Origin of the sequence: Pseudomonas sp. B14(2022) (genome assembly GCF_012030485.1) — a bacterium.
Lineage (GTDB): Bacteria > Pseudomonadota > Gammaproteobacteria > Pseudomonadales > Pseudomonadaceae > Aquipseudomonas.
The window spans coordinates 524,158-540,530 of record NZ_JAAUVM010000001.1; the positions used below are offsets into that span (position 1 = coordinate 524,158).

Consider the following 16,373-nt stretch of genomic DNA (forward strand, 5'->3'; position numbering starts at 1 on the left):
AAAACACCGGCAGCCCGCGCGTGCTGTTAACACCTGACTTCCAGGGTAGCGCGAGACAGGAACGGCTAGATCGATGCATTGGGGCGTCGACGCTGGGGTTGTCTTTGGTTGATGTCGGGAAAGACCGCTAACCTACTCCTGCCGCAGTGAATTTAGATAATCCGTGCAAAACTTAGTATCGAGGATTTTCTTTGCTCGGGCTTCTTGCTCCTTTCCCGATGAGCCAGGAGGACCCAATATTTCGTTTTTTACGCCCTCAAACATCGCGACTAACTCTTCTCGATTTCTCTTCATGCCGCTTTCTTTCATGTAAAGAGCGGTAGTGTTCAGCGACTTTACTATCACAACATGTTCAATATTTGGATCACCGCTCCCCGCCAAGGCGCACCGAATCATTTTTACTGCGTGCGCCTCATGGGTTTCGCAACCCTGCATATTGAGAAAAGCAACAACAGCTAGCGCTGTGAAAACTTTCCCTCTCTTCACGTTGTTCTTCCTGTGCTTGGATAAATATTTAGATTTTCCAGCTGAAGGTACGCTCTACCCGATCCAAATCTACCTTTTCAGGTCTCTGCATTGGTAGGGGCCTTTTCGTTTTCGGCTCCACCACACCCATTGCTCCAAGCTGGGAGTGGTGCTGGGGCTAACTTATTTGTACAGGTCGTACTTCGGCCACCTTTCTCTATGGAGTGGCGATGGATCCTAACGACCTGGGGCCAGGCACGTTCGCGTGGCTTGGCGGTACCGGCACTGTTCTGCTCGGTGGTCTGTTATGGCTGAGAAATTTCTCTTCAAGTCAATGTGGTTCAAGGCGTACGCAGCGGTGGCGTAAACGCCGTCGGCTCAGGCCTCAGCACCGCTGTCGGTGGCGCAATCGGTGGTTTGCTCGGCAGCGAGGCAGGCAGTTGGCTCGGTGACAAACTGTTCGGCTCAACGGATCGCCTGCCTGCACCCAATGCGGTGAGCAAGGAACTCAACGCGGCGCGCACGGATAACGTGCAAGTCACCCTCGCCCCGAGTATCCAGATCACCGGTGTAAACCCCGCCGACGCCCAGCAGGTCGTCAACCAGGTAATCCAAGCCTTGCAGTTCCAATGCATGCCGATGGTCACCGACACCCTGGGCATCCGACGCAATGCGGCACTGGCCGATTCTCCAGGAGGTGACTGATGCGACAACAAATGGTGCTCGGCGACTTTATCTTTGGCTTGTCCCGAGGGTTTGCCTATTCGTCGTTGGTACGTACCAACGACGGCGGCTGGAGTGACTTGGTGATTATTGCCAGTAAGCCCCAGTCGCGACAGAGCGGGCAGAAGCTGGAAAAGCTCACGTTCAGCGGTACGGCGATGTACGCCACCGGCATGCAGCGCTTGGACGAGTTGCGCGCGCTGCAAAACACGCGTGCGCCGTTGCCTTTGGTTGACGGCATCGGCCGTAACTGGGGCTTGTGGCGGATTAATTCGGTGGTGGAAACCCAGAGCAATGTGATCGATGACGGCACCGCTATGGTCATGGCCTGGACGCTGGAGTTGGAGGAATTCGTCAATGCGTAGAGTGCGAAGTATCGCCGGTGATTCGGTCAATCTGTTGCTTTATCGGGAGTTGGGCCGTTGCGATGACGCAGCGGAAGAAACCCTCTGGCGCCTGAACCCCGAGCTTGCCGAATATGGCCCGGTGCTACCGGCCGGCGTGTGGGTGATCGTGCCGGAATTGCACGCTCGATCAGGTGCTGTGCGACCCGTTTTGGCCTGGGATTAAGGAGGCTGCATGGCACAGGGATTTACGCCTATCGTCGAGTTTTATGGCGCCAACGCGGCGCTGCTCAATCAACGCCTGATGCGCTGGAGCCACACTGACGCTGCGGGCATTGAGACTGACCGGCTGGAGCTGACCCTCAATATCGAGGGGCTGGACGGTCTGCCCACTTTGAACGGCAAGATCGGCTTGCGTGTCGGTTACCTGGAATCGGGGTTGGTGGAGAAGGGCGAGTTTGTCGTCACCCAACGGACCCCGGTGCTGTTTCCCATGCGCTTGATGATCGTAGCCACCGCAGCGCCCTTCAGCGTGGTCGATGCAACGGGTTACCGCCAGCGTCGATCCGCCAGTTACGGTCCGACCACCCTGGGCGCGCTGTTTCGCCGACTGGTCAGTCGTCACGGCTATTCACCGCGAGTGGCGCCAGCGCTGGAGGGGATTGCGATCGCGCACATCGACCAGTCCAACGAAAGCGACATGGCGTTCATTTCGCGTCTTGCCCGACTCTATAGTGCGGTGACCAAACCGTTTAACGAACTCTATGTGTTGGCCGAAGCCGGCCGAGTCAAGTCGCTCTCCGGCCAGCTACTGCCGGAAGTGAAGCTGTCCGTGACGGATGATAACCGCCCCGGTGAACAGAGTTTCATCACCGCCAAACTCGACGAAAAAACCCGTTCGAAATACGAAGGCTGCCGCGCCAGTTGGTGGGATGCCTCTGCCGGCAAGCAGCGCGTGGTCCAGGTGGGGAATGCGCCGTTCAAGACGTTGCGCCAACGCTACCAGAACGAAGCCGAAGCCCGCGCCGTTGCCGAAGGCGAACTACGCCGTGTGGGGCGTGAAAATTTAAAGTTGCTGATCGATTGCCCGGGCAATCCATTGTTGGCCGCGGAAGGGCTGTTAGTGCTGGATGAGAGCTGGCCGTCCTATATGCAGGGACGATGGTCGATAAGGCAGGTGGTTCATGTCGGCGATCCGGCGACGGGATACCGCAGTTCGATCACGGCGGGTGGATTGTCGATATAGATACTTTTCGAGAGTAAAACCAATGGTGATAACACTTCCCCAACTGCTCGGCGTTATGCCGGATGCCCGCCTTAGAGCGGGCCTTTTTTTAACGCCCTTGAATGCGGCTTTCGTTCGCTTCGAGATTGACCGTGCGAAGCGCATCGCCGCCTTCCTCGCCCAGATCGGCCACGAATCCGGCGAACTGCGTTACGTCCGTGAACTGGGCAGCGATCACTACCTGAGCAAATACGACACCGGCGGCTTGGCCGCGCGCCTGGGCAATAGCCCCGAAACGGATGGCGATGGTCAGTTGTACCGGGGCAGGGGGCTGATCCAGATCACCGGTCGTCACAATTACCTGGTCTGCAGCCAGGCGTTGTTTGGTGATGATCGTCTGTTGAGAGATCCCACGTTGTTGGAGCAACCACAATGGGCGGCTGAGTCGGCCGCCTGGTTCTGGCAGAGCAATGGCCTGAATGAGCTGGCCGACAAGGACCAGTTCACCGCCATCACACGGCGGATCAACGGCGGGTTGAATGGGCTCGAGGATCGCTTGCGGTTATGGGCGCGGGCGAAGGCGGTGTTATGCGTTTCCTAGGGGCTTGGCGATTGATCGGCGTTTGCCTGTTGGTGGCGGTGACCTGGCAAGTGCAGGCCTGGCGATTGGGGGCGCAGTTGGAGCGGCAAGCGGCTGTCCATGCCCAGGCGCTCAGTCAACAAACCCAGGCGGCCCTGCGCCAGCAACAGGTACAGCAGGACAAACGGCTGGCCCTGGAGCAACAGCTCAGTGCCAGCGACCAACACCATGCTCGGGAGTTAAGCGATGCGCAACATAACCAGGCTGCTCTGCGCGACCGTCTGGCCACTGCTGATGTGCGGTTGTCAGTCCTTCTCGACGCAGCCGAGCCCGCCAGTGGCTGTGCAGTGCCAACCGCCGCCACCGCCGTCAGCGTGGTTCATGCAGCCGCGCGAGCCCGACTTGACCCGGCGCATGCTCAACGAATTATCGGCATCACCGATGCCGGCGACCAAGGACTGATCGCCTTGCGCGCTTGCCAGGCTTATGTGCGCGCTGTCACCCGCTAATCTCTTGTTCCCGCCTGTCGCTTGCATGAGCGATTTGCTCCTGTAGGGTAGGCAAACCCCCGCCCACTTCTGGAGACCGTCGTGAAGGAAATCACTCAACTTGCCGCTGAACTGGGGCGCCGCCTGCAGGTGCTCAATGCCCACGTCACCACGGCCGAATCCTGTACCGGTGGCGGTATCGCCGAGGCCATTACGCGGATCCCGGGAAGTTCGGCCTGGTTCGAGGCGGGGTATGTCACCTATTCCAATCGGCAGAAGACCCGGCAATTGAATGTGCCGGAGACGTTGTTTCCAAAGGTTGGGGCGGTCAGCCAGGAAGTGGTGGAGGCCATGGTGCGCGGCGCCCAGGAGAAAAGCCTGGCGCGCTTTGCCGTGGCGGTCAGCGGTGTGGCGGGGCCGGATGGTGGTTCGGCGGACAAACCGGTGGGCACCGTATGGTTGGCCTTTGGTGTTGGCGAGGAGGTCACGGCCGAGCTTGCGCACTTCCCCGGCAACCGCGATGAGGTCCGCCGACAAACGGTGAAGGCCGCGCTGGAGGGCTTGTTGCGACGAGCTGCAGCAGAAATAGAAAATCAGGGGTAGGCGATCTCTGATCTTTGTGGAACAATACTGTCTACTTATACAGGTGTTGGCCGCCAGGCCTTATTGATTACGTGAGGACTTTAATGGACGACAACAAGAAGAAAGCCTTGGCTGCGGCCCTGGGTCAGATCGAACGTCAATTCGGCAAGGGTGCCGTAATGCGTATGGGCGATCACGACCGTCAGGCGATCCCGGCTATTTCCACTGGCTCTCTGGGTCTGGACATCGCGCTCGGCATTGGCGGCCTGCCAAAAGGCCGTATCGTTGAAATCTACGGTCCTGAATCTTCCGGTAAAACCACCCTGACCCTGTCGGTGATTGCCCAGGCACAAAAAATGGGCGCCACTTGCGCTTTCGTCGACGCCGAGCACGCCCTGGATCCTGAATACGCGGGCAAGCTGGGCGTCAACGTTGACGACCTGCTGGTGTCCCAGCCGGACACTGGTGAGCAAGCCCTGGAAATCACCGACATGCTGGTGCGCTCCAACGCCATCGACGTGATCGTGGTCGACTCCGTGGCAGCCCTGGTACCCAAGGCTGAAATCGAAGGCGAAATGGGCGACATGCACGTGGGCCTGCAAGCCCGCCTGATGTCCCAGGCGCTGCGTAAAATCACCGGTAACATCAAGAACGCCAACTGCCTGGTGATCTTCATCAACCAGATCCGTATGAAGATCGGCGTGATGTTCGGCAGCCCGGAAACCACTACCGGTGGTAACGCGCTGAAGTTCTATGCGTCGGTCCGTCTGGACATCCGCCGTACCGGCGCGGTGAAAGAAGGTGACGAGGTGGTTGGTAGCGAAACCCGCGTCAAAGTCGTGAAGAACAAAGTGGCTCCGCCTTTCCGCCAGGCTGAATTCCAGATTCTCTATGGCAAGGGTATCTACCTGAACGGCGAAATGATCGACCTGGGCGTGCTGCACGGCTTCGTCGAGAAATCCGGTGCCTGGTATGCGTATAACGGCAGCAAGATCGGTCAGGGTAAGGCCAACTCGGCCAAGTTCCTGGCGGACAACCCGGATATCGCGGCCACGCTTGAGAAGCAGATCCGCGACAAGCTGCTGACCCCAGCGCCAGACGTGAAAGCTGCCGCCAACCGCGAGCCGGTTGAAGAAGTAGAAGAAGCTGACACTGACATCTGAAGCAAATGATGACTGTTGTACTGGATACACTCGTCGCCGTTCGGCGCACCGCAATGGACCTGCTCGCTCGCCGCGAGCATGGTCGAGTCGAGCTGACGCGCAAACTGTGTCAGCGCGGCGCGGAACCCGAGATGATCGAAACTGCCCTTGACCGTTTGACGGAAGAGGGGCTGCTTTCGGAAGCCCGTTACCTCGAAAGTTTTGTCTCCTACCGAGCTCGCTCCGGCTACGGCCCCGCGCGGATTCGCGAAGAGCTGAGCCAGCGCGGTTTGCAACGTAATGATATTGACCTTGCCCTGCGCGAGTGCGGTATCAGTTGGCAGGCGCAACTGGAAGACACTTGGCGTCGAAAGTTCTCTGGTCATCTCCCCATCGATGCGAGAGAACGCGCGAAACAAGGCCGCTTCCTGAGTTATCGCGGTTTTTCGATGGAGATGATCAGCCGCTTACTCAGTGGTCGAGATATGGACGACTGAACACCTTGTTGTGTGATGAACGGCCTTGTAGTGTGGTGAATGGGCTTGTTGTGGCGAGCGGGCTTGCCCCGCGTCGGGCTGCGAAGCAGGCCCAATGACCTCCCTTCGATCTAAACTTAAACACCAAAAAGGCCCGCTATGAAAATAGCGGGCCTTTTTGCGTTTCTGGATTTCACGCCGGCTGCGGCGCTACCCGCTGTTGCGTCTTCCCCTGGGCCTGCGCCCAGTTCTCCGGCAAGTTGATGTAATCCACCAGTTCTCGCAACCGGCCCTGGTCGCGGCCATTGAAGTTGAACACCAACCGCGTCAAATGGCTAAACCTCGGTTCGTCATGCTCTTCACCCGTATAGGCAAGTTGCTGGAAATCCCCACTCAACCGCAGGCTGGCAAATTCACTCTGCAAATGAGCCAGCGCTCGATCGCTGAGTGGATGATTCATGCGAACCACAAACTCCCGCTTCAACCAGCGCGTGGAATGGAAGTTGGCATAGAACTGATTGATCTCCGCCACTGCCTCTTCAGCGCTGTACACCAGGCGTACCAGCTTGAGGTCGGTGGGCAGGATGTAACGATTGGCTTCCAGTTGGCTGCGGATAAAGTCCAGCGCGCCCTGCCAGAAACCTCCCCCCGGCGAATCCAGCAACACCACCGGTACCAGCGGGCTTTTGCCGGTCTGGATCAGGGTCAATACTTCCAGGGCTTCATCCAGGGTACCGAAACCACCCGGGCACAACACCAACGCGTCGGCTTCCTTGACGAAGAACAGCTTGCGGGTAAAGAAGAAGTGGAAGGACAGCAGGTTCTCGGTGCCATCAATAGTCGGATTGGCATGCTGTTCAAACGGCAGGGTAATGTTGAAGCCCAGGCTGTGTTCCAGGCCAGCCCCTTCGTGGGCCGCCGCCATGATGCCGCCGCCGCCACCGGTGATCACCATCAGGTCCGAGCGTGCCAGTGCGGCACCCACCTCGCGGGCCAAGGCGTACAGCGGGCTTTCCACCGGGGTGCGTGCCGAGCCGAACACCGTGACTTTGCGGCGCCCCTTGAACTGTTCGAGTACGCGGAAGGCGTGGTCCAGTTCGCGAATGGCTTGCAAGGTGATCTTGGCGTTCCAGCGGTTGCGGTCGTCCTGGGCCATCCGTAGCACGGTCAGAATCATGTCGCGATACAGGGGGATATTCGGGCTGTTGGGGGCGATCTGCTGGAGTTGAGCTTCGACCTGCTGCGTAAGGTCAGCGCCGTTTTCTTCAAAATGCCGGATCAGGCTGTCATTCGGTTCGTAAGGCATTCAACTTCTCCTTCTTCACAGAGGCTGGGCCTGCGGCGAGAAATTCGTCCGGGGCCACGACACTGCTTGTGTCGCTGCATGCCCAAGGCATTGCACATGTTTGCCAGGCGACAAACGGGCTCTGTATGTTCCTTGTGATTTAAAAAACCTTTGCACTGCAAGTCGCAGGAGGGCAACCCTGTTTTGCTCAGAAATTGTTACAGAACAGCACGGGAGCCGTTATGAACGGGCGATTGGGATGACTTGATGATGGGCCGAAAAACCCTTGGCTGGCAACCGCTTATTGGTCGCTCATCAGGTAGTTCAGCGATGTTCAGGGAGTTGACGCGGGGGAGTGCGCGCTACTGGACAGCAGCGCGCGAGGGCTAGCGAAGATTACTTTTTCTTCTTGGCGGCAGCCGGTGCCGGGCAATCCGCTTCCACGAACTTCACCGATGCCACAGGACGGTTGGTCTTGTTCTCGGTGATTTCGTAGCGCATCACTGCGCCCTTGGCCATCAGCTCGCGATAACCTTTGTTCAGGCACACGCTTTGCCCGAGTTGGAAGTACACAGCCTTGGGGTTGGCGCGCATTTGTTCGGCACGGTCGGGCAAGACGCTCAGGTGATCGATCAACTGCATGCCTTCAACGGTGTAGGCGACTTCGAGGGTTTTCTCGTCGATTTCCCGGGGCAGGTCCTTGTTACTTTCAGCAGCGACGCTTTGCAGCTTCCGGTTCATTTGGGCCTCCAGCAGCGAGGCCGCCTGGGCGCCCACAGGCAGTACCAGCGCAAGTGCGATGGATGGGGCGGCAAGACGCAGCATGGAACGCAGCATGAAACTCTCCTGATTCGGTTACTGGTGCATAGACCAGCCACTGCGCTGTGCGTTCAGTGGCGCGCAATTATAGGTGACGCCTTGCCACTACAGCCAGGCGTATCGCTGGTAAACTGCGGCCACTTCAGCCTTTCACGAGTTTTGTCCGTGTCGATCTACCCCTCTGTACGGCGCATCCGATGAGCCACGCCGTCTCCCGCCTGCGTACCCAGCGACTGGCACGCGCGATCAAGCCCTTCGTCAATCGAGGCTCCCGTGCCGAACGCTGTCCCGGCTGCCGGGTCATTCCCGAGTATTGCCTGTGCGCCTGGCGCCCCCGGGTCGCAGCCAGGTCTGCCATGTGCCTGCTGATGCACGATGTCGAACCGATGAAGCCCAGCAACACCGGCTGGCTGATCGCCGATGTTATCGACGACACTACCGCCTTCGCCTGGTCGCGCACCGAAGTCGACCCGGATTTGCTCACCCTGCTCGCTGACCCGCAGTGGCAGCCCTACATCGTGTTCCCCGGCGAATTCGTGGCCGCCGAGCGTGTCGTCAGTACCGTGACGGTGGCAGAAGGCAGGCGCCCGCTGTTCATCCTGCTGGATGGCACCTGGAGCGAAGCGCGCAAGATGTTCCGCAAGAGCCCTTATCTGGAGCATCTGCCGGTATTGAGTCTGGCGCCGGAGCAGCTCTCGCGCTACAAACTGCGCCGCTCCAAGCGCGACGACCATTTCTGCACCGCCGAAGTCGCGGCCCTGTGCCTGGAGCTGGCCGATGACGCCGCGGCAAGCGAAGTGCTGGACGCCTATCTTGACGTATTCAGCACCCATTACCTGGCCGCAAAGTTCCAGTTGCCACTGGATCCGGCCGACAGCGTCCATACTCGTCTTGCACCCTATATATAAGCGCGATAGCCAGGCGACGTTTGCATGATGGCAGCGTAAACCCGCACCTCGCTAAAATGCCCATGGGCGTAGTGCTTGACCCCCCAGGCTGCGCTGGGCATGCTGGGCGCCGATTGGGGCGCAACCGTGAATTTTCGACGTCGATTCAGGTGCTTTTGACGTTGAACCTGCCCTGTGGCAATGGCTGCCTGGCCGTTGCCTGGTGTACTGGCGAACCCTGAACCCATCAGGGCTGCCATAAAAAACAGGATCATTTAATCAATGGCCACATACGAAATCCTGATAGCCGATGACCACCCGCTGTTTCGCAGTGCGCTGCATCAGGCCGTGACCCTGGGTCTTGGCCCCGACGTGCGCCTGGTTGAAGTGGCCAGCATTGCCGAGCTGGAAGCCCGCCTTACTGAAAAATCCGATTGGGACCTGGTGCTGCTCGACCTGAACATGCCTGGCGCCTACGGTTTCTCGGGGCTGGTGCTCCTGCGTGGGCAATACCCTCAGATCCCCGTGGTGATGGTCTCTGCCCAGGAAGACGCCGACGTAGTGGTGCGCTCCAAGGAATTTGGCGCCAGTGGCTTCATTCCAAAGTCCAGCGCGATGGAAGATATTCAGAAGGCCGTGCGCGCAGTGTTGGACGGTGATGTTTCCTGGCCGCCCCAAGCGTTTGAACAAATCAACGTGTCCGACGAAGCCAAGGCCGCCCGTGACGGTTTGGCCAGCCTGACGCCCCAGCAGTTTCGAGTGCTGACCATGGTCTGCGAAGGTTTGCTGAACAAGCAGATCGCCTACGAGCTGAGTGTGTCGGAAGCGACCATCAAGGCTCACGTCACGGCGATTTTTCGCAAGTTGGGGGTGCGCACACGGACCCAGGCGGCGCTGCTCTTGCAACAACTTGAGTCTATTTCGCAGCATTAAGTTGTTACCGATTCACGCTTTTTTGACTTTGCGTGATCTAGTTTCCCCACTTCTTTGGTTCAGTTGCCTACGTCTATGTCGCCTTTCAAGGGTCAAACCGGTCTCAAACGTATCTTTAATGCAGGGGGCTATTCCCTGGATGGCCTGCGCGCGGCTTTCACCGGTGAGGCGGCGTTCCGTCAACTGGTGCTGTTGAACGTCATCCTGATCCCGCTGAGTTTTTTCCTGCACGTCAGCCGTGTTGAGCGGGCGCTGCTGATTGCGGTGTGCCTGTTGGCCTTGATCGTTGAATTGCTCAATTCGGCGGTAGAAGCGGCGATCGACCGTATTTCTCTTGATCGCCATCCCTTGTCGAAAAACGCCAAGGACATGGGCAGCGCCGCGCAATTCGTGGCACTGACCATGATCACCCTGGTGTGGGCAGTGATTCTGATCTAACGATCAGGCAATGCTTGGCAGCACGATCTCGTCGCTGCGCTGAACCCCGGCGGTGAAGGCGCGGCACAGCTCCAGGAACTCGCGCATCGCTGAGGTCTGGTATTTCTGTTTATGCCAGATGAAGTAGAACTGCCGGGCCAGGTCCAGGTCCGGGGTTTCTACCGGCACCAGGCTGCCACGGCGAAATGCATCGCGCAGCGCCAGCCGGGAAATACACCCAATCCCCAAACCCGATTCCACCGCCCGTTTGATCGCCTCGGTATGCTCCAGCTCCAGGCGGATATTCAGCGCACTGCGGTGATGACGCATGGCTTGGTCAAAGGTCAGACGGGTGCCGGAGCCTTGCTCCCGCAGGATCCATGCCTCATGGGTCAACTCTTCCATGGTGGCCACGCCGCGCTTGGCCAGGTGGTGCTGAGGCGCGCAAAACACCACCAGCTCATCTTCCACCCAAGTTTGCACCTCTATATCGGGGTGGCTGCAGTCGCCTTCGATTAGACCCAGATCAATTTCGTAGTGCGCAACCTGGTGCACGATATTGGCAGTGTTCTGCACATGCAGCTTCACTTGGCTTTCCGGGTGCTGCTGCATGAAGCTGCCGATCAGCAGGGTGGCCAGGTAATTGCCAATGGTCAGGGTAGCGCCGACCGCCAGGGAGCCGAAGCCGGACTTACCGTTGAGCAGGTCTTCGATCTCCTTGGCCTGGTCCAACAGCGCCACCGCTTGAGGCAACAGCTGATGGCCCAAAGCGTTGAGACTCAGGCGTTTACCGGCGCGGTCGAATAATTGGCAGCTGGATTGGCGCTCCAGCTCGGTAATCGAGGTGCTGGCGGCGGATTGAGATAAGGCCAGAAGGCCAGCAGCGCGGGAGACGCTTTCCTGCTGGGCGACGGCGACGAAGACTTGCAGTTGACGGAGAGTAAATCGCATATCGATATAACCGATAACCCTTATCTTAATAATCCAGTTAACAGATATTGTCGCCGCCATTAGAATGCTGTGCAATTGCGCACTTCATCTTTGGCGCAGACCCATTCCCAGGAGTCCCCCGTACATGAGCAACATGAACCACGAGCGTGTCCTCAGTGTTCATCACTGGAACGACACTCTGTTCAGCTTCAAGTGCACCCGCGATCCGGGCCTGCGCTTCGAGAACGGTCAGTTCGTGATGATCGGCCTGCAACAGCCCAACGGCCGCCCGCTCATGCGCGCTTACTCCATTGCCAGCCCAAACTGGGAAGAGCATCTGGAGTTCTTCAGCATCAAGGTGCCGGATGGCCCGCTGACTTCCCAATTGCAGCACTTGAAGGAAGGCGACGAGATCATCATCAGCAAGAAACCGACAGGCACCCTGGTGCTTGACGATCTGAAGCCGGGTAAACACCTGTACCTGCTCAGCACCGGTACCGGCCTTGCTCCGTTCATGAGCGTGATCCAGGACCCCGAAACCTACGAGCGTTTCGAAAAAGTGATCCTGTGCCACGGCGTGCGTTACGTCAACGAAGTCGCTTATCGCGAATTCATCACCGAGCACCTGCCGCAGAACGAGTTCTTCGGCGAGGCCCTGCGTGAAAAGTTGATCTACTACCCGACCGTGACCCGCGAGCCTTTCGAAAACGAAGGCCGCCTGACCGACCTGATGCGCAGCGGCAAGCTGTTCCGCGACATCGGCCTGCCACCGATCAACCCCGAGGACGACCGCGCCATGTTGTGCGGCAGCCCAAGCATGTTGGATGAGACCAGCGAAGTGCTGAACAGCTTCGGCCTGAAGGTTTCGCCACGCATGCGTGAGCCGGGTGATTACTTGATCGAACGCGCGTTCGTCGAGAAATAACTGCGGTAAAAAATATGGGAGGGGGCTTGCTCCCGATGGCAGTGGATCAGTCAACTTGTATATCGACTGACCCACCGCCATCGGGAGCAAGCCCCCTCCCACATTTGGTTTCGGTTTATCCCGCCGGAACCACTTCCAGCACACAAATCATCCCCGCCTCAGGATAGTGCCAGCGCACATCCACATCCCAGAACTGCGCCCCGTATTCGCGCTCCGGCCCAGGCGTCTGGTACGCCGGCCGCGGATCCTGTGCCAGACACTGATCGATCAACTCCACCAATGGCTCTCCAAGGCGCTGAGCGTGGCCTTGTGCCTGCTGCAGAGCCGTCTTCAGCCACTGCACGGGAATCAACTGCGGCGCTCCACTGGCGATGTTGTTGGTGGCCGTGTCGATGATGTCGGCGTAGGGCACATACGGCTTGATATCCAACACCGGTGTGCCATCGAGCAAATCGATCCCGGAAATCCACAGCCGCCCCGGCTCCACTTTGTCCAGCTTGACCACTGACTGGCCAATCCCGTTGGGCCGATGAGTCGCGCGGGTCGCAAACACGCCCATGGACGTGTTGCCGCCCAGGCGTGGCGGGCGCACTTTCAGACGAGGTTTATCTTCCAGGGCCTGGTGGAACAGGAACAACAGCCACACGTGGCTGACCTGTTCCAGGCCCTGTACCGCCTCACCCTGGTCGAACGGCGCCACCAACTCCAGCACGCCCCGCGCGGCAGGCGCCAGTTGCGGTTGGCGCGGGATGGCGAACTTTTCCTTGAAGCAGGAACGTACGAAACCGACGGGCGAGACCTGGTAACTCATGGCTTACGCACGAACCCGCAGCGTCAGGCCCTTGAGGAAGTTGCGCAGCAACTGGTCGCCACAGGTGCGGTAGTTGGTGTGGCCGAACTTGCGGAACAGTGCGCTCAGTTCAGGCTTGGACACCGGGAATTCGGCAGCCTTGAGGATGGCGTGCATGTCGTCTTCCTTCAGTTCGAAGGCCACGCGCAGCTTCTTGAGGATGATGTTGTTGGTTACCGGGGTTTCGATCGGCTGCGGCGGACGGCTTTCGTCCTTGCCGCGCTTGAAAATCACCAGGCCATCAAGGAAGTGGGCCATGACGTCATCCGGGCAGAACACAAAACCTTCTTCCTCATCTTTCTTGAGGTAAGTCAGCAGGTCTTCCTTGGTCACTTCCATGCCGCCGAGCTTGATCAGCTCGACCATCTTGTTGTCGCTGATGTCGAGCATGTAGCGCACGCTGCGCAGTACGTCGTTGTGAATCATGGTGGGCAATCCTGGTTTTCAACGGTGGGCGCCGCCGGGTGGGGCGGTGCCTGGAAAGGGGAGGCGGCTTAGAACTTCTCTTTGCCGGACAGGTAACGCCATTGGCCGACTGGCACTTTGCCGATGGACACGCCGCCGATGCGAATGCGGCGGATGGCAACGACTTTCAGGCCAACGGCTTCGCAGAACAGGGCGATCACGCCCGGTTGCGGGTTCTTCATCGCAAAGCGCAGGCGATTTTCGTTCTGCCAGCTGGCTTTCACGGCTGGCAGCTCTTTGCCTTTGTAGGTCAGGCCGTGGTTCAGGCGGTTGAGGCCGTGGGCAACCATGTCGCCTTCAACCTCCACCATGTATTCCTGCTCGATCTTGGCGGCATCGGCGGTCAACTTGCGCAGAATCTTCCAGTCCTGGGTAAACACCAACAGGCCGCTGGCCTTGGCTTGCAGGTCGGCGCTGGCGGTCAGGCGCAGGAAGTGGCCCTTGAGCGGACGCTTGCTGAAGCGGTGTTCTTCGGACAGGGTTTCGGCGCTGATCGAGGCCATTGCCGTCTCTGCATCTACACCGACCGGGGCGTGGAACAGGATGGTCACCGGCTCTGGCGCGGTGGCCTTGGCCTCTGGGTCCAGTTCGACCTTCTGGGTGGTGATCTTGAATTGCGGTTCGTCGATCACTTCACCGTCCACCGAGACCCAGCCGCCTTCGATAAACAGCTCAGCCTCCCGACGGGAGCAACCGACCAGTTCGATAAGGCGTTTGGAGAGGCGTATGGGGTCAGTCATGACAAGGGCCGTAACAAAAGGGGGCGGCTATTGTACCTGTGTGGGCGCGGTTAATCCCGGCCCCATTTCATTTAGCCCTGACGGGCCTTTTGTTGTTGCTGGCGCAGCCGCAGGTGCAGCAATGGATAAGGCTGCCCCAAGCCATCATGCTCGGTGCGCCCGATCACTTCGAAACCCTGCTTGAAATAGAACCCCAAGGCCTGGGGATTCTGCTCGTTAACGTCCAGTTCGTCGGCGTTCATGCTTTCGATTGCATAACGCAGCAACTGCCGGCCGAGGCCCTGCCCGCGGTATTGCGGGTCGATAAACAGCATCTCCACCTTACCGCACGCCACCCCGGCAAACCCGGTGATGCGTTGGCGCGGGTCACGGGTGCAGATCAGCATCACCGAATCCAGGTAGCGGGTCAGCACCAGGTTTTTCAGCAACTCGATGTAGCTGTCCGGTAAAAAATCATGGGTGGCCCGCACCGAGGCCTCCCAGATGCGCGTCAATTCTGCGTAGTCGCCGGTTTTAGGTGTGTGGATAACCGAATGCTGGCGCATGCCCGCTGCCCCTTGCCATGATGGGTGCCGATGGGCAAAACAATAGACCTAAAAAAGCCCCGCATCTTGTCCAGAGGCAGGGCTTTTCAAGTTTTTTTGATCAGTCGCGCTTTTCAGCCCACAGATCGTACTCATCAGCGTCGGTCACGGTGCACCAGACCTTGTCACCCGGCTTCAAGCCGCTGGCATCGTCGATAAACACATTACCGTCGATTTCCGGTGCATCGAAGAAGCAACGGCCGACTGCGCCTTGCTCGTCCACTTCGTCGATCAGTACTTCGATTTCCTTGCCGATACGCAGTTGCAGGCGCGCCGAGCTGATTGCCTGTTGGTGCGCCATGAAGCGCTCCCAACGGTCCTGCTTGACGTCATCCGGGACCACGGCCAGGTCCAGCAGGTTGGCCGGCGCACCTTCCACGGGCGAGTACTGGAAGCAACCCACGCGGTCCAGTTGCGCTTCGGTCAGCCAGTCCAGCAGGTACTGGAAGTCTTCTTCGGTTTCGCCGGGGAAGCCGACGATGAAGGTCGAACGGATGATCAGCTCGGGGCAGATCTCGCGCCAGTTCTTGATGCGCGCCAGGGTCTTGTCTTCGAAGGCCGGGCGTTTCATGGCCTTGAGCACTTTCGGGCTGGCGTGCTGGAACGGGATGTCCAGGTACGGCAGGATCTTGCCGGCGGCCATCAATGGGATCAGCTCGTCCACGTGCGGGTACGGGTAGACGTAGTGCAGGCGCACCCACACGCCCAGGCTGCTGAGGGCTTCGCAGAGTTCGGTCATGCGGGTTTTCACCGGCGCGCCGTTCCAGAAGCCGGTGCGGTATTTCACGTCGACGCCGTAGGCGCTGGTGTCCTGGGAGATCACCAGCAGCTCTTTGACGCCGGATTTGACCAGGCGCTGGGCCTCGTCGAGTACGTCACCCACCGGACGGCTGACCAGCTTGCCACGCATCGACGGGATGATGCAGAAACTGCAGCTGTGGTTGCAGCCTTCGGAAATCTTCAGGTACGCATAGTGACGCGGGGTCAGCTTGATGCCTTGGGGCGGCACCAGGTCGATCAGCGGGTTATGATCCTGGCGCGGCGGCACCGCGTCGTGCACGGCATTGACCACCTGCTCGTACTGCTGCGGGCCGGTCACGGCCAGCACGCTTGGGTGCACGTTGCGGATATTGCCTTCTTCCACACCCATGCAACCGGTCACGATGACCTTGCCGTTTTCCTTGATGGCTTCGCCGATCACTTCCAGGGACTCTGCCTTGGCCGAGTCGATAAAGCCGCAGGTGTTGACCACCACCACGTCGGCGTCCTGGTAAGTGGACACAACGTCATAGCCTTCCATACGCAGTTGCGTGAGGATGCGCTCGGAATCGACGAGAGCCTTCGGGCAACCCAGGGAAACAAAGCCAACCTTGGGGTTGGCTTTTGCGATGGTGGTGGACATGTCTAACCTCGGTATTGAATGACGCCGCCAGTCGGGCACGACAGGGCTGCGGACGGGCGCTTGCTGCGCCTCTGATCAAAAAGTGCGCAATTCTAGCGACGGGCAACGCAC

22 protein-coding genes and 1 pseudogene are annotated in these 16,373 nt (G+C 59.0%); 14 read left to right on the plus strand and 9 right to left on the minus strand.

Annotated elements, in window-relative coordinates; all coding sequences use genetic code 11:
* Positions 1 to 132 precede the first annotated feature (132 nt).
* A complete protein-coding gene (locus HCF10_RS02490) occupies positions 133 to 486 on the minus strand; it encodes a hypothetical protein (protein ID WP_167654821.1) in 354 nt (117 codons plus the stop codon).
* Between the two features lie 209 nt (positions 487 to 695).
* Between HCF10_RS02490 and HCF10_RS02495 the strand changes: the two are divergent.
* The 10 genes and pseudogenes from HCF10_RS02495 to recX form a co-directional block, all read left to right on the plus strand.
* A pseudogene (locus HCF10_RS02495) lies at positions 696 to 812 on the plus strand (chemotaxis protein); the annotation flags it as partial.
* Positions 802 to 1,170, plus strand: a complete 369-nt coding sequence (locus HCF10_RS02500; protein ID WP_237683049.1) for a hypothetical protein — start codon at positions 802 to 804, stop codon at positions 1,168 to 1,170. The pseudogene HCF10_RS02495 and the gene HCF10_RS02500, both read left to right, overlap by 11 nt.
* A complete protein-coding gene (locus tag HCF10_RS02505; protein ID WP_167654822.1) occupies positions 1,170 to 1,553 on the plus strand; it encodes a phage tail protein in 384 nt (127 codons plus the stop codon). Before HCF10_RS02500 ends, HCF10_RS02505 begins: the two co-directional genes overlap by 1 nt.
* Positions 1,546 to 1,758: a tail protein X gene (locus HCF10_RS02510; RefSeq protein ID WP_145335104.1), complete on the plus strand. Its 213-nt coding sequence runs from the start codon at positions 1,546 to 1,548 to the stop codon at positions 1,756 to 1,758. The genes HCF10_RS02505 and HCF10_RS02510 overlap by 8 nt, the downstream gene beginning before the upstream one ends.
* Before the next feature lie 9 nt (positions 1,759 to 1,767).
* Positions 1,768 to 2,778: a contractile injection system protein, VgrG/Pvc8 family gene (locus tag HCF10_RS02515; protein ID WP_167654823.1), complete on the plus strand. Its 1,011-nt coding sequence runs from the start codon at positions 1,768 to 1,770 to the stop codon at positions 2,776 to 2,778.
* 22 nt (positions 2,779 to 2,800) lie between these two features.
* Positions 2,801 to 3,358, plus strand: a complete 558-nt coding sequence (locus HCF10_RS02520; RefSeq protein ID WP_167654824.1) for a glycoside hydrolase family 19 protein — start codon at positions 2,801 to 2,803, stop codon at positions 3,356 to 3,358.
* Positions 3,346 to 3,846 carry a lysis system i-spanin subunit Rz gene (locus HCF10_RS02525; RefSeq protein ID WP_167654825.1) on the plus strand — a complete coding sequence of 167 codons (501 nt, stop codon included), beginning with the start codon at positions 3,346 to 3,348 and terminating at the stop codon, positions 3,844 to 3,846. Before HCF10_RS02520 ends, HCF10_RS02525 begins: the two co-directional genes overlap by 13 nt.
* Positions 3,847 to 3,927: 81 nt before the next feature.
* Positions 3,928 to 4,428, plus strand: coding sequence for a CinA family protein (locus HCF10_RS02530; protein WP_131697348.1), 501 nt, complete (start codon positions 3,928 to 3,930; stop codon positions 4,426 to 4,428).
* Positions 4,429 to 4,511: 83 nt separating this feature from the next.
* Positions 4,512 to 5,570 (plus strand): recombinase RecA, encoded by a 1,059-nt coding sequence (gene recA / locus HCF10_RS02535; protein WP_048720087.1) that lies wholly within the window; start codon positions 4,512 to 4,514, stop codon positions 5,568 to 5,570.
* 8 nt (positions 5,571 to 5,578) lie between these two features.
* The gene (gene recX, locus HCF10_RS02540; protein WP_167654826.1) at positions 5,579 to 6,046 is read left to right on the plus strand and encodes a recombination regulator RecX; all 468 of its coding nucleotides are present in this window, start codon (positions 5,579 to 5,581) and stop codon (positions 6,044 to 6,046) included.
* Between the two features lie 172 nt (positions 6,047 to 6,218).
* Here the strand turns inward: recX and HCF10_RS02545 are convergent, their stop codons facing one another.
* Positions 6,219 to 7,331 carry a TIGR00730 family Rossman fold protein gene (locus HCF10_RS02545; RefSeq protein WP_167654827.1) on the minus strand — a complete coding sequence of 371 codons (1,113 nt, stop codon included), beginning with the start codon at positions 7,329 to 7,331 and terminating at the stop codon, positions 6,219 to 6,221.
* 375 nt (positions 7,332 to 7,706) lie between these two features.
* Positions 7,707 to 8,147: a PA3611 family quorum-sensing-regulated virulence factor gene (locus HCF10_RS02550; protein WP_065903274.1), complete on the minus strand. Its 441-nt coding sequence runs from the start codon at positions 8,145 to 8,147 to the stop codon at positions 7,707 to 7,709.
* Positions 8,148 to 8,326: 179 nt separating this feature from the next.
* Between HCF10_RS02550 and HCF10_RS02555 the strand changes: the two genes are divergently transcribed.
* From HCF10_RS02555 to HCF10_RS02565, 3 genes are all read left to right on the plus strand, one after another.
* Positions 8,327 to 9,037, plus strand: a complete 711-nt coding sequence (locus HCF10_RS02555) for a tRNA-uridine aminocarboxypropyltransferase (protein ID WP_131697346.1) — start codon at positions 8,327 to 8,329, stop codon at positions 9,035 to 9,037.
* 261 nt (positions 9,038 to 9,298) lie between these two features.
* Positions 9,299 to 9,949: a response regulator transcription factor ErdR gene (gene erdR / locus HCF10_RS02560; RefSeq protein ID WP_131697345.1), complete on the plus strand. Its 651-nt coding sequence runs from the start codon at positions 9,299 to 9,301 to the stop codon at positions 9,947 to 9,949.
* A 75-nt stretch (positions 9,950 to 10,024) separates the two neighbouring features.
* The gene (locus HCF10_RS02565; protein WP_065938722.1) at positions 10,025 to 10,387 is read left to right on the plus strand and encodes a diacylglycerol kinase; all 363 of its coding nucleotides are present in this window, start codon (positions 10,025 to 10,027) and stop codon (positions 10,385 to 10,387) included.
* A 3-nt stretch (positions 10,388 to 10,390) separates the two neighbouring features.
* Here the strand turns inward: HCF10_RS02565 and HCF10_RS02570 are convergent, their stop codons facing one another.
* Positions 10,391 to 11,317: a LysR family transcriptional regulator gene (locus HCF10_RS02570; protein WP_042944277.1), complete on the minus strand. Its 927-nt coding sequence runs from the start codon at positions 11,315 to 11,317 to the stop codon at positions 10,391 to 10,393.
* A gap of 124 nt (positions 11,318 to 11,441) precedes the next feature.
* Here HCF10_RS02570 and fpr point away from each other — a divergent pair, with 124 nt between their 5' ends.
* Positions 11,442 to 12,221 (plus strand): ferredoxin-NADP reductase, encoded by a 780-nt coding sequence (fpr, locus tag HCF10_RS02575; protein ID WP_024073760.1) that lies wholly within the window; start codon positions 11,442 to 11,444, stop codon positions 12,219 to 12,221.
* 115 nt (positions 12,222 to 12,336) lie between these two features.
* On the opposite strand, the gene tsaA is transcribed toward fpr, so the two are convergent.
* The 5 genes from tsaA to rimO all read right to left on the minus strand — a co-directional run bounded on the left by tsaA (position 12,337) and on the right by rimO (position 16,262).
* Complete coding sequence (tsaA, locus tag HCF10_RS02580) at positions 12,337 to 13,032, minus strand: tRNA (N6-threonylcarbamoyladenosine(37)-N6)-methyltransferase TrmO (RefSeq protein WP_131697344.1); 696 nt, start codon at positions 13,030 to 13,032, stop codon at positions 12,337 to 12,339.
* A gap of 3 nt (positions 13,033 to 13,035) precedes the next feature.
* Positions 13,036 to 13,497, minus strand: coding sequence for a DUF1456 family protein (locus HCF10_RS02585; protein WP_131697343.1), 462 nt, complete (start codon positions 13,495 to 13,497; stop codon positions 13,036 to 13,038).
* Between the two features lie 68 nt (positions 13,498 to 13,565).
* Positions 13,566 to 14,276 carry an rRNA pseudouridine synthase gene (locus HCF10_RS02590; RefSeq protein WP_167654828.1) on the minus strand — a complete coding sequence of 237 codons (711 nt, stop codon included), beginning with the start codon at positions 14,274 to 14,276 and terminating at the stop codon, positions 13,566 to 13,568.
* Positions 14,277 to 14,347: 71 nt separating this feature from the next.
* Entirely contained in the window at positions 14,348 to 14,821 is a 474-nt protein-coding gene (locus HCF10_RS02595) for a GNAT family N-acetyltransferase (RefSeq protein WP_131697342.1), read from the minus strand.
* A 100-nt stretch (positions 14,822 to 14,921) separates the two neighbouring features.
* Complete coding sequence (rimO, locus tag HCF10_RS02600; RefSeq protein ID WP_145335097.1) at positions 14,922 to 16,262, minus strand: 30S ribosomal protein S12 methylthiotransferase RimO; 1,341 nt, start codon at positions 16,260 to 16,262, stop codon at positions 14,922 to 14,924.
* Between the last annotated feature and the right edge of the window lie 111 nt (positions 16,263 to 16,373).

Coding starts and splice junctions, on each gene's coding strand:
- HCF10_RS02505 (WP_167654822.1), top strand. CDS start 1,170: ATGCGACAACAAATGGTGCTCGGCGACTTTATCTTTGGCTTGTCCCGA.
- recA (WP_048720087.1), top strand. CDS start 4,512: ATGGACGACAACAAGAAGAAAGCCTTGGCTGCGGCCCTGGGTCAGATC.
- HCF10_RS02520 (WP_167654824.1), top strand. CDS start 2,801: ATGGTGATAACACTTCCCCAACTGCTCGGCGTTATGCCGGATGCCCGC.
- HCF10_RS02525 (WP_167654825.1), top strand. CDS start 3,346: ATGCGTTTCCTAGGGGCTTGGCGATTGATCGGCGTTTGCCTGTTGGTG.
- recX (WP_167654826.1), top strand. CDS start 5,579: ATGACTGTTGTACTGGATACACTCGTCGCCGTTCGGCGCACCGCAATG.
- tsaA (WP_131697344.1), bottom strand. CDS start 13,032: ATGAGTTACCAGGTCTCGCCCGTCGGTTTCGTACGTTCCTGCTTCAAG.
- HCF10_RS02545 (WP_167654827.1), bottom strand. CDS start 7,331: ATGCCTTACGAACCGAATGACAGCCTGATCCGGCATTTTGAAGAAAAC.
- HCF10_RS02565 (WP_065938722.1), top strand. CDS start 10,025: ATGTCGCCTTTCAAGGGTCAAACCGGTCTCAAACGTATCTTTAATGCA.
- rimO (WP_145335097.1), bottom strand. CDS start 16,262: ATGTCCACCACCATCGCAAAAGCCAACCCCAAGGTTGGCTTTGTTTCC.
- HCF10_RS02570 (WP_042944277.1), bottom strand. CDS start 11,317: ATGCGATTTACTCTCCGTCAACTGCAAGTCTTCGTCGCCGTCGCCCAG.
- fpr (WP_024073760.1), top strand. CDS start 11,442: ATGAGCAACATGAACCACGAGCGTGTCCTCAGTGTTCATCACTGGAAC.
- HCF10_RS02550 (WP_065903274.1), bottom strand. CDS start 8,147: ATGCTGCGTTCCATGCTGCGTCTTGCCGCCCCATCCATCGCACTTGCG.
- HCF10_RS02595 (WP_131697342.1), bottom strand. CDS start 14,821: ATGCGCCAGCATTCGGTTATCCACACACCTAAAACCGGCGACTACGCA.
- erdR (WP_131697345.1), top strand. CDS start 9,299: ATGGCCACATACGAAATCCTGATAGCCGATGACCACCCGCTGTTTCGC.
- HCF10_RS02510 (WP_145335104.1), top strand. CDS start 1,546: ATGCGTAGAGTGCGAAGTATCGCCGGTGATTCGGTCAATCTGTTGCTT.
- HCF10_RS02555 (WP_131697346.1), top strand. CDS start 8,327: ATGAGCCACGCCGTCTCCCGCCTGCGTACCCAGCGACTGGCACGCGCG.
- HCF10_RS02515 (WP_167654823.1), top strand. CDS start 1,768: ATGGCACAGGGATTTACGCCTATCGTCGAGTTTTATGGCGCCAACGCG.
- HCF10_RS02590 (WP_167654828.1), bottom strand. CDS start 14,276: ATGACTGACCCCATACGCCTCTCCAAACGCCTTATCGAACTGGTCGGT.
- HCF10_RS02585 (WP_131697343.1), bottom strand. CDS start 13,497: ATGATTCACAACGACGTACTGCGCAGCGTGCGCTACATGCTCGACATC.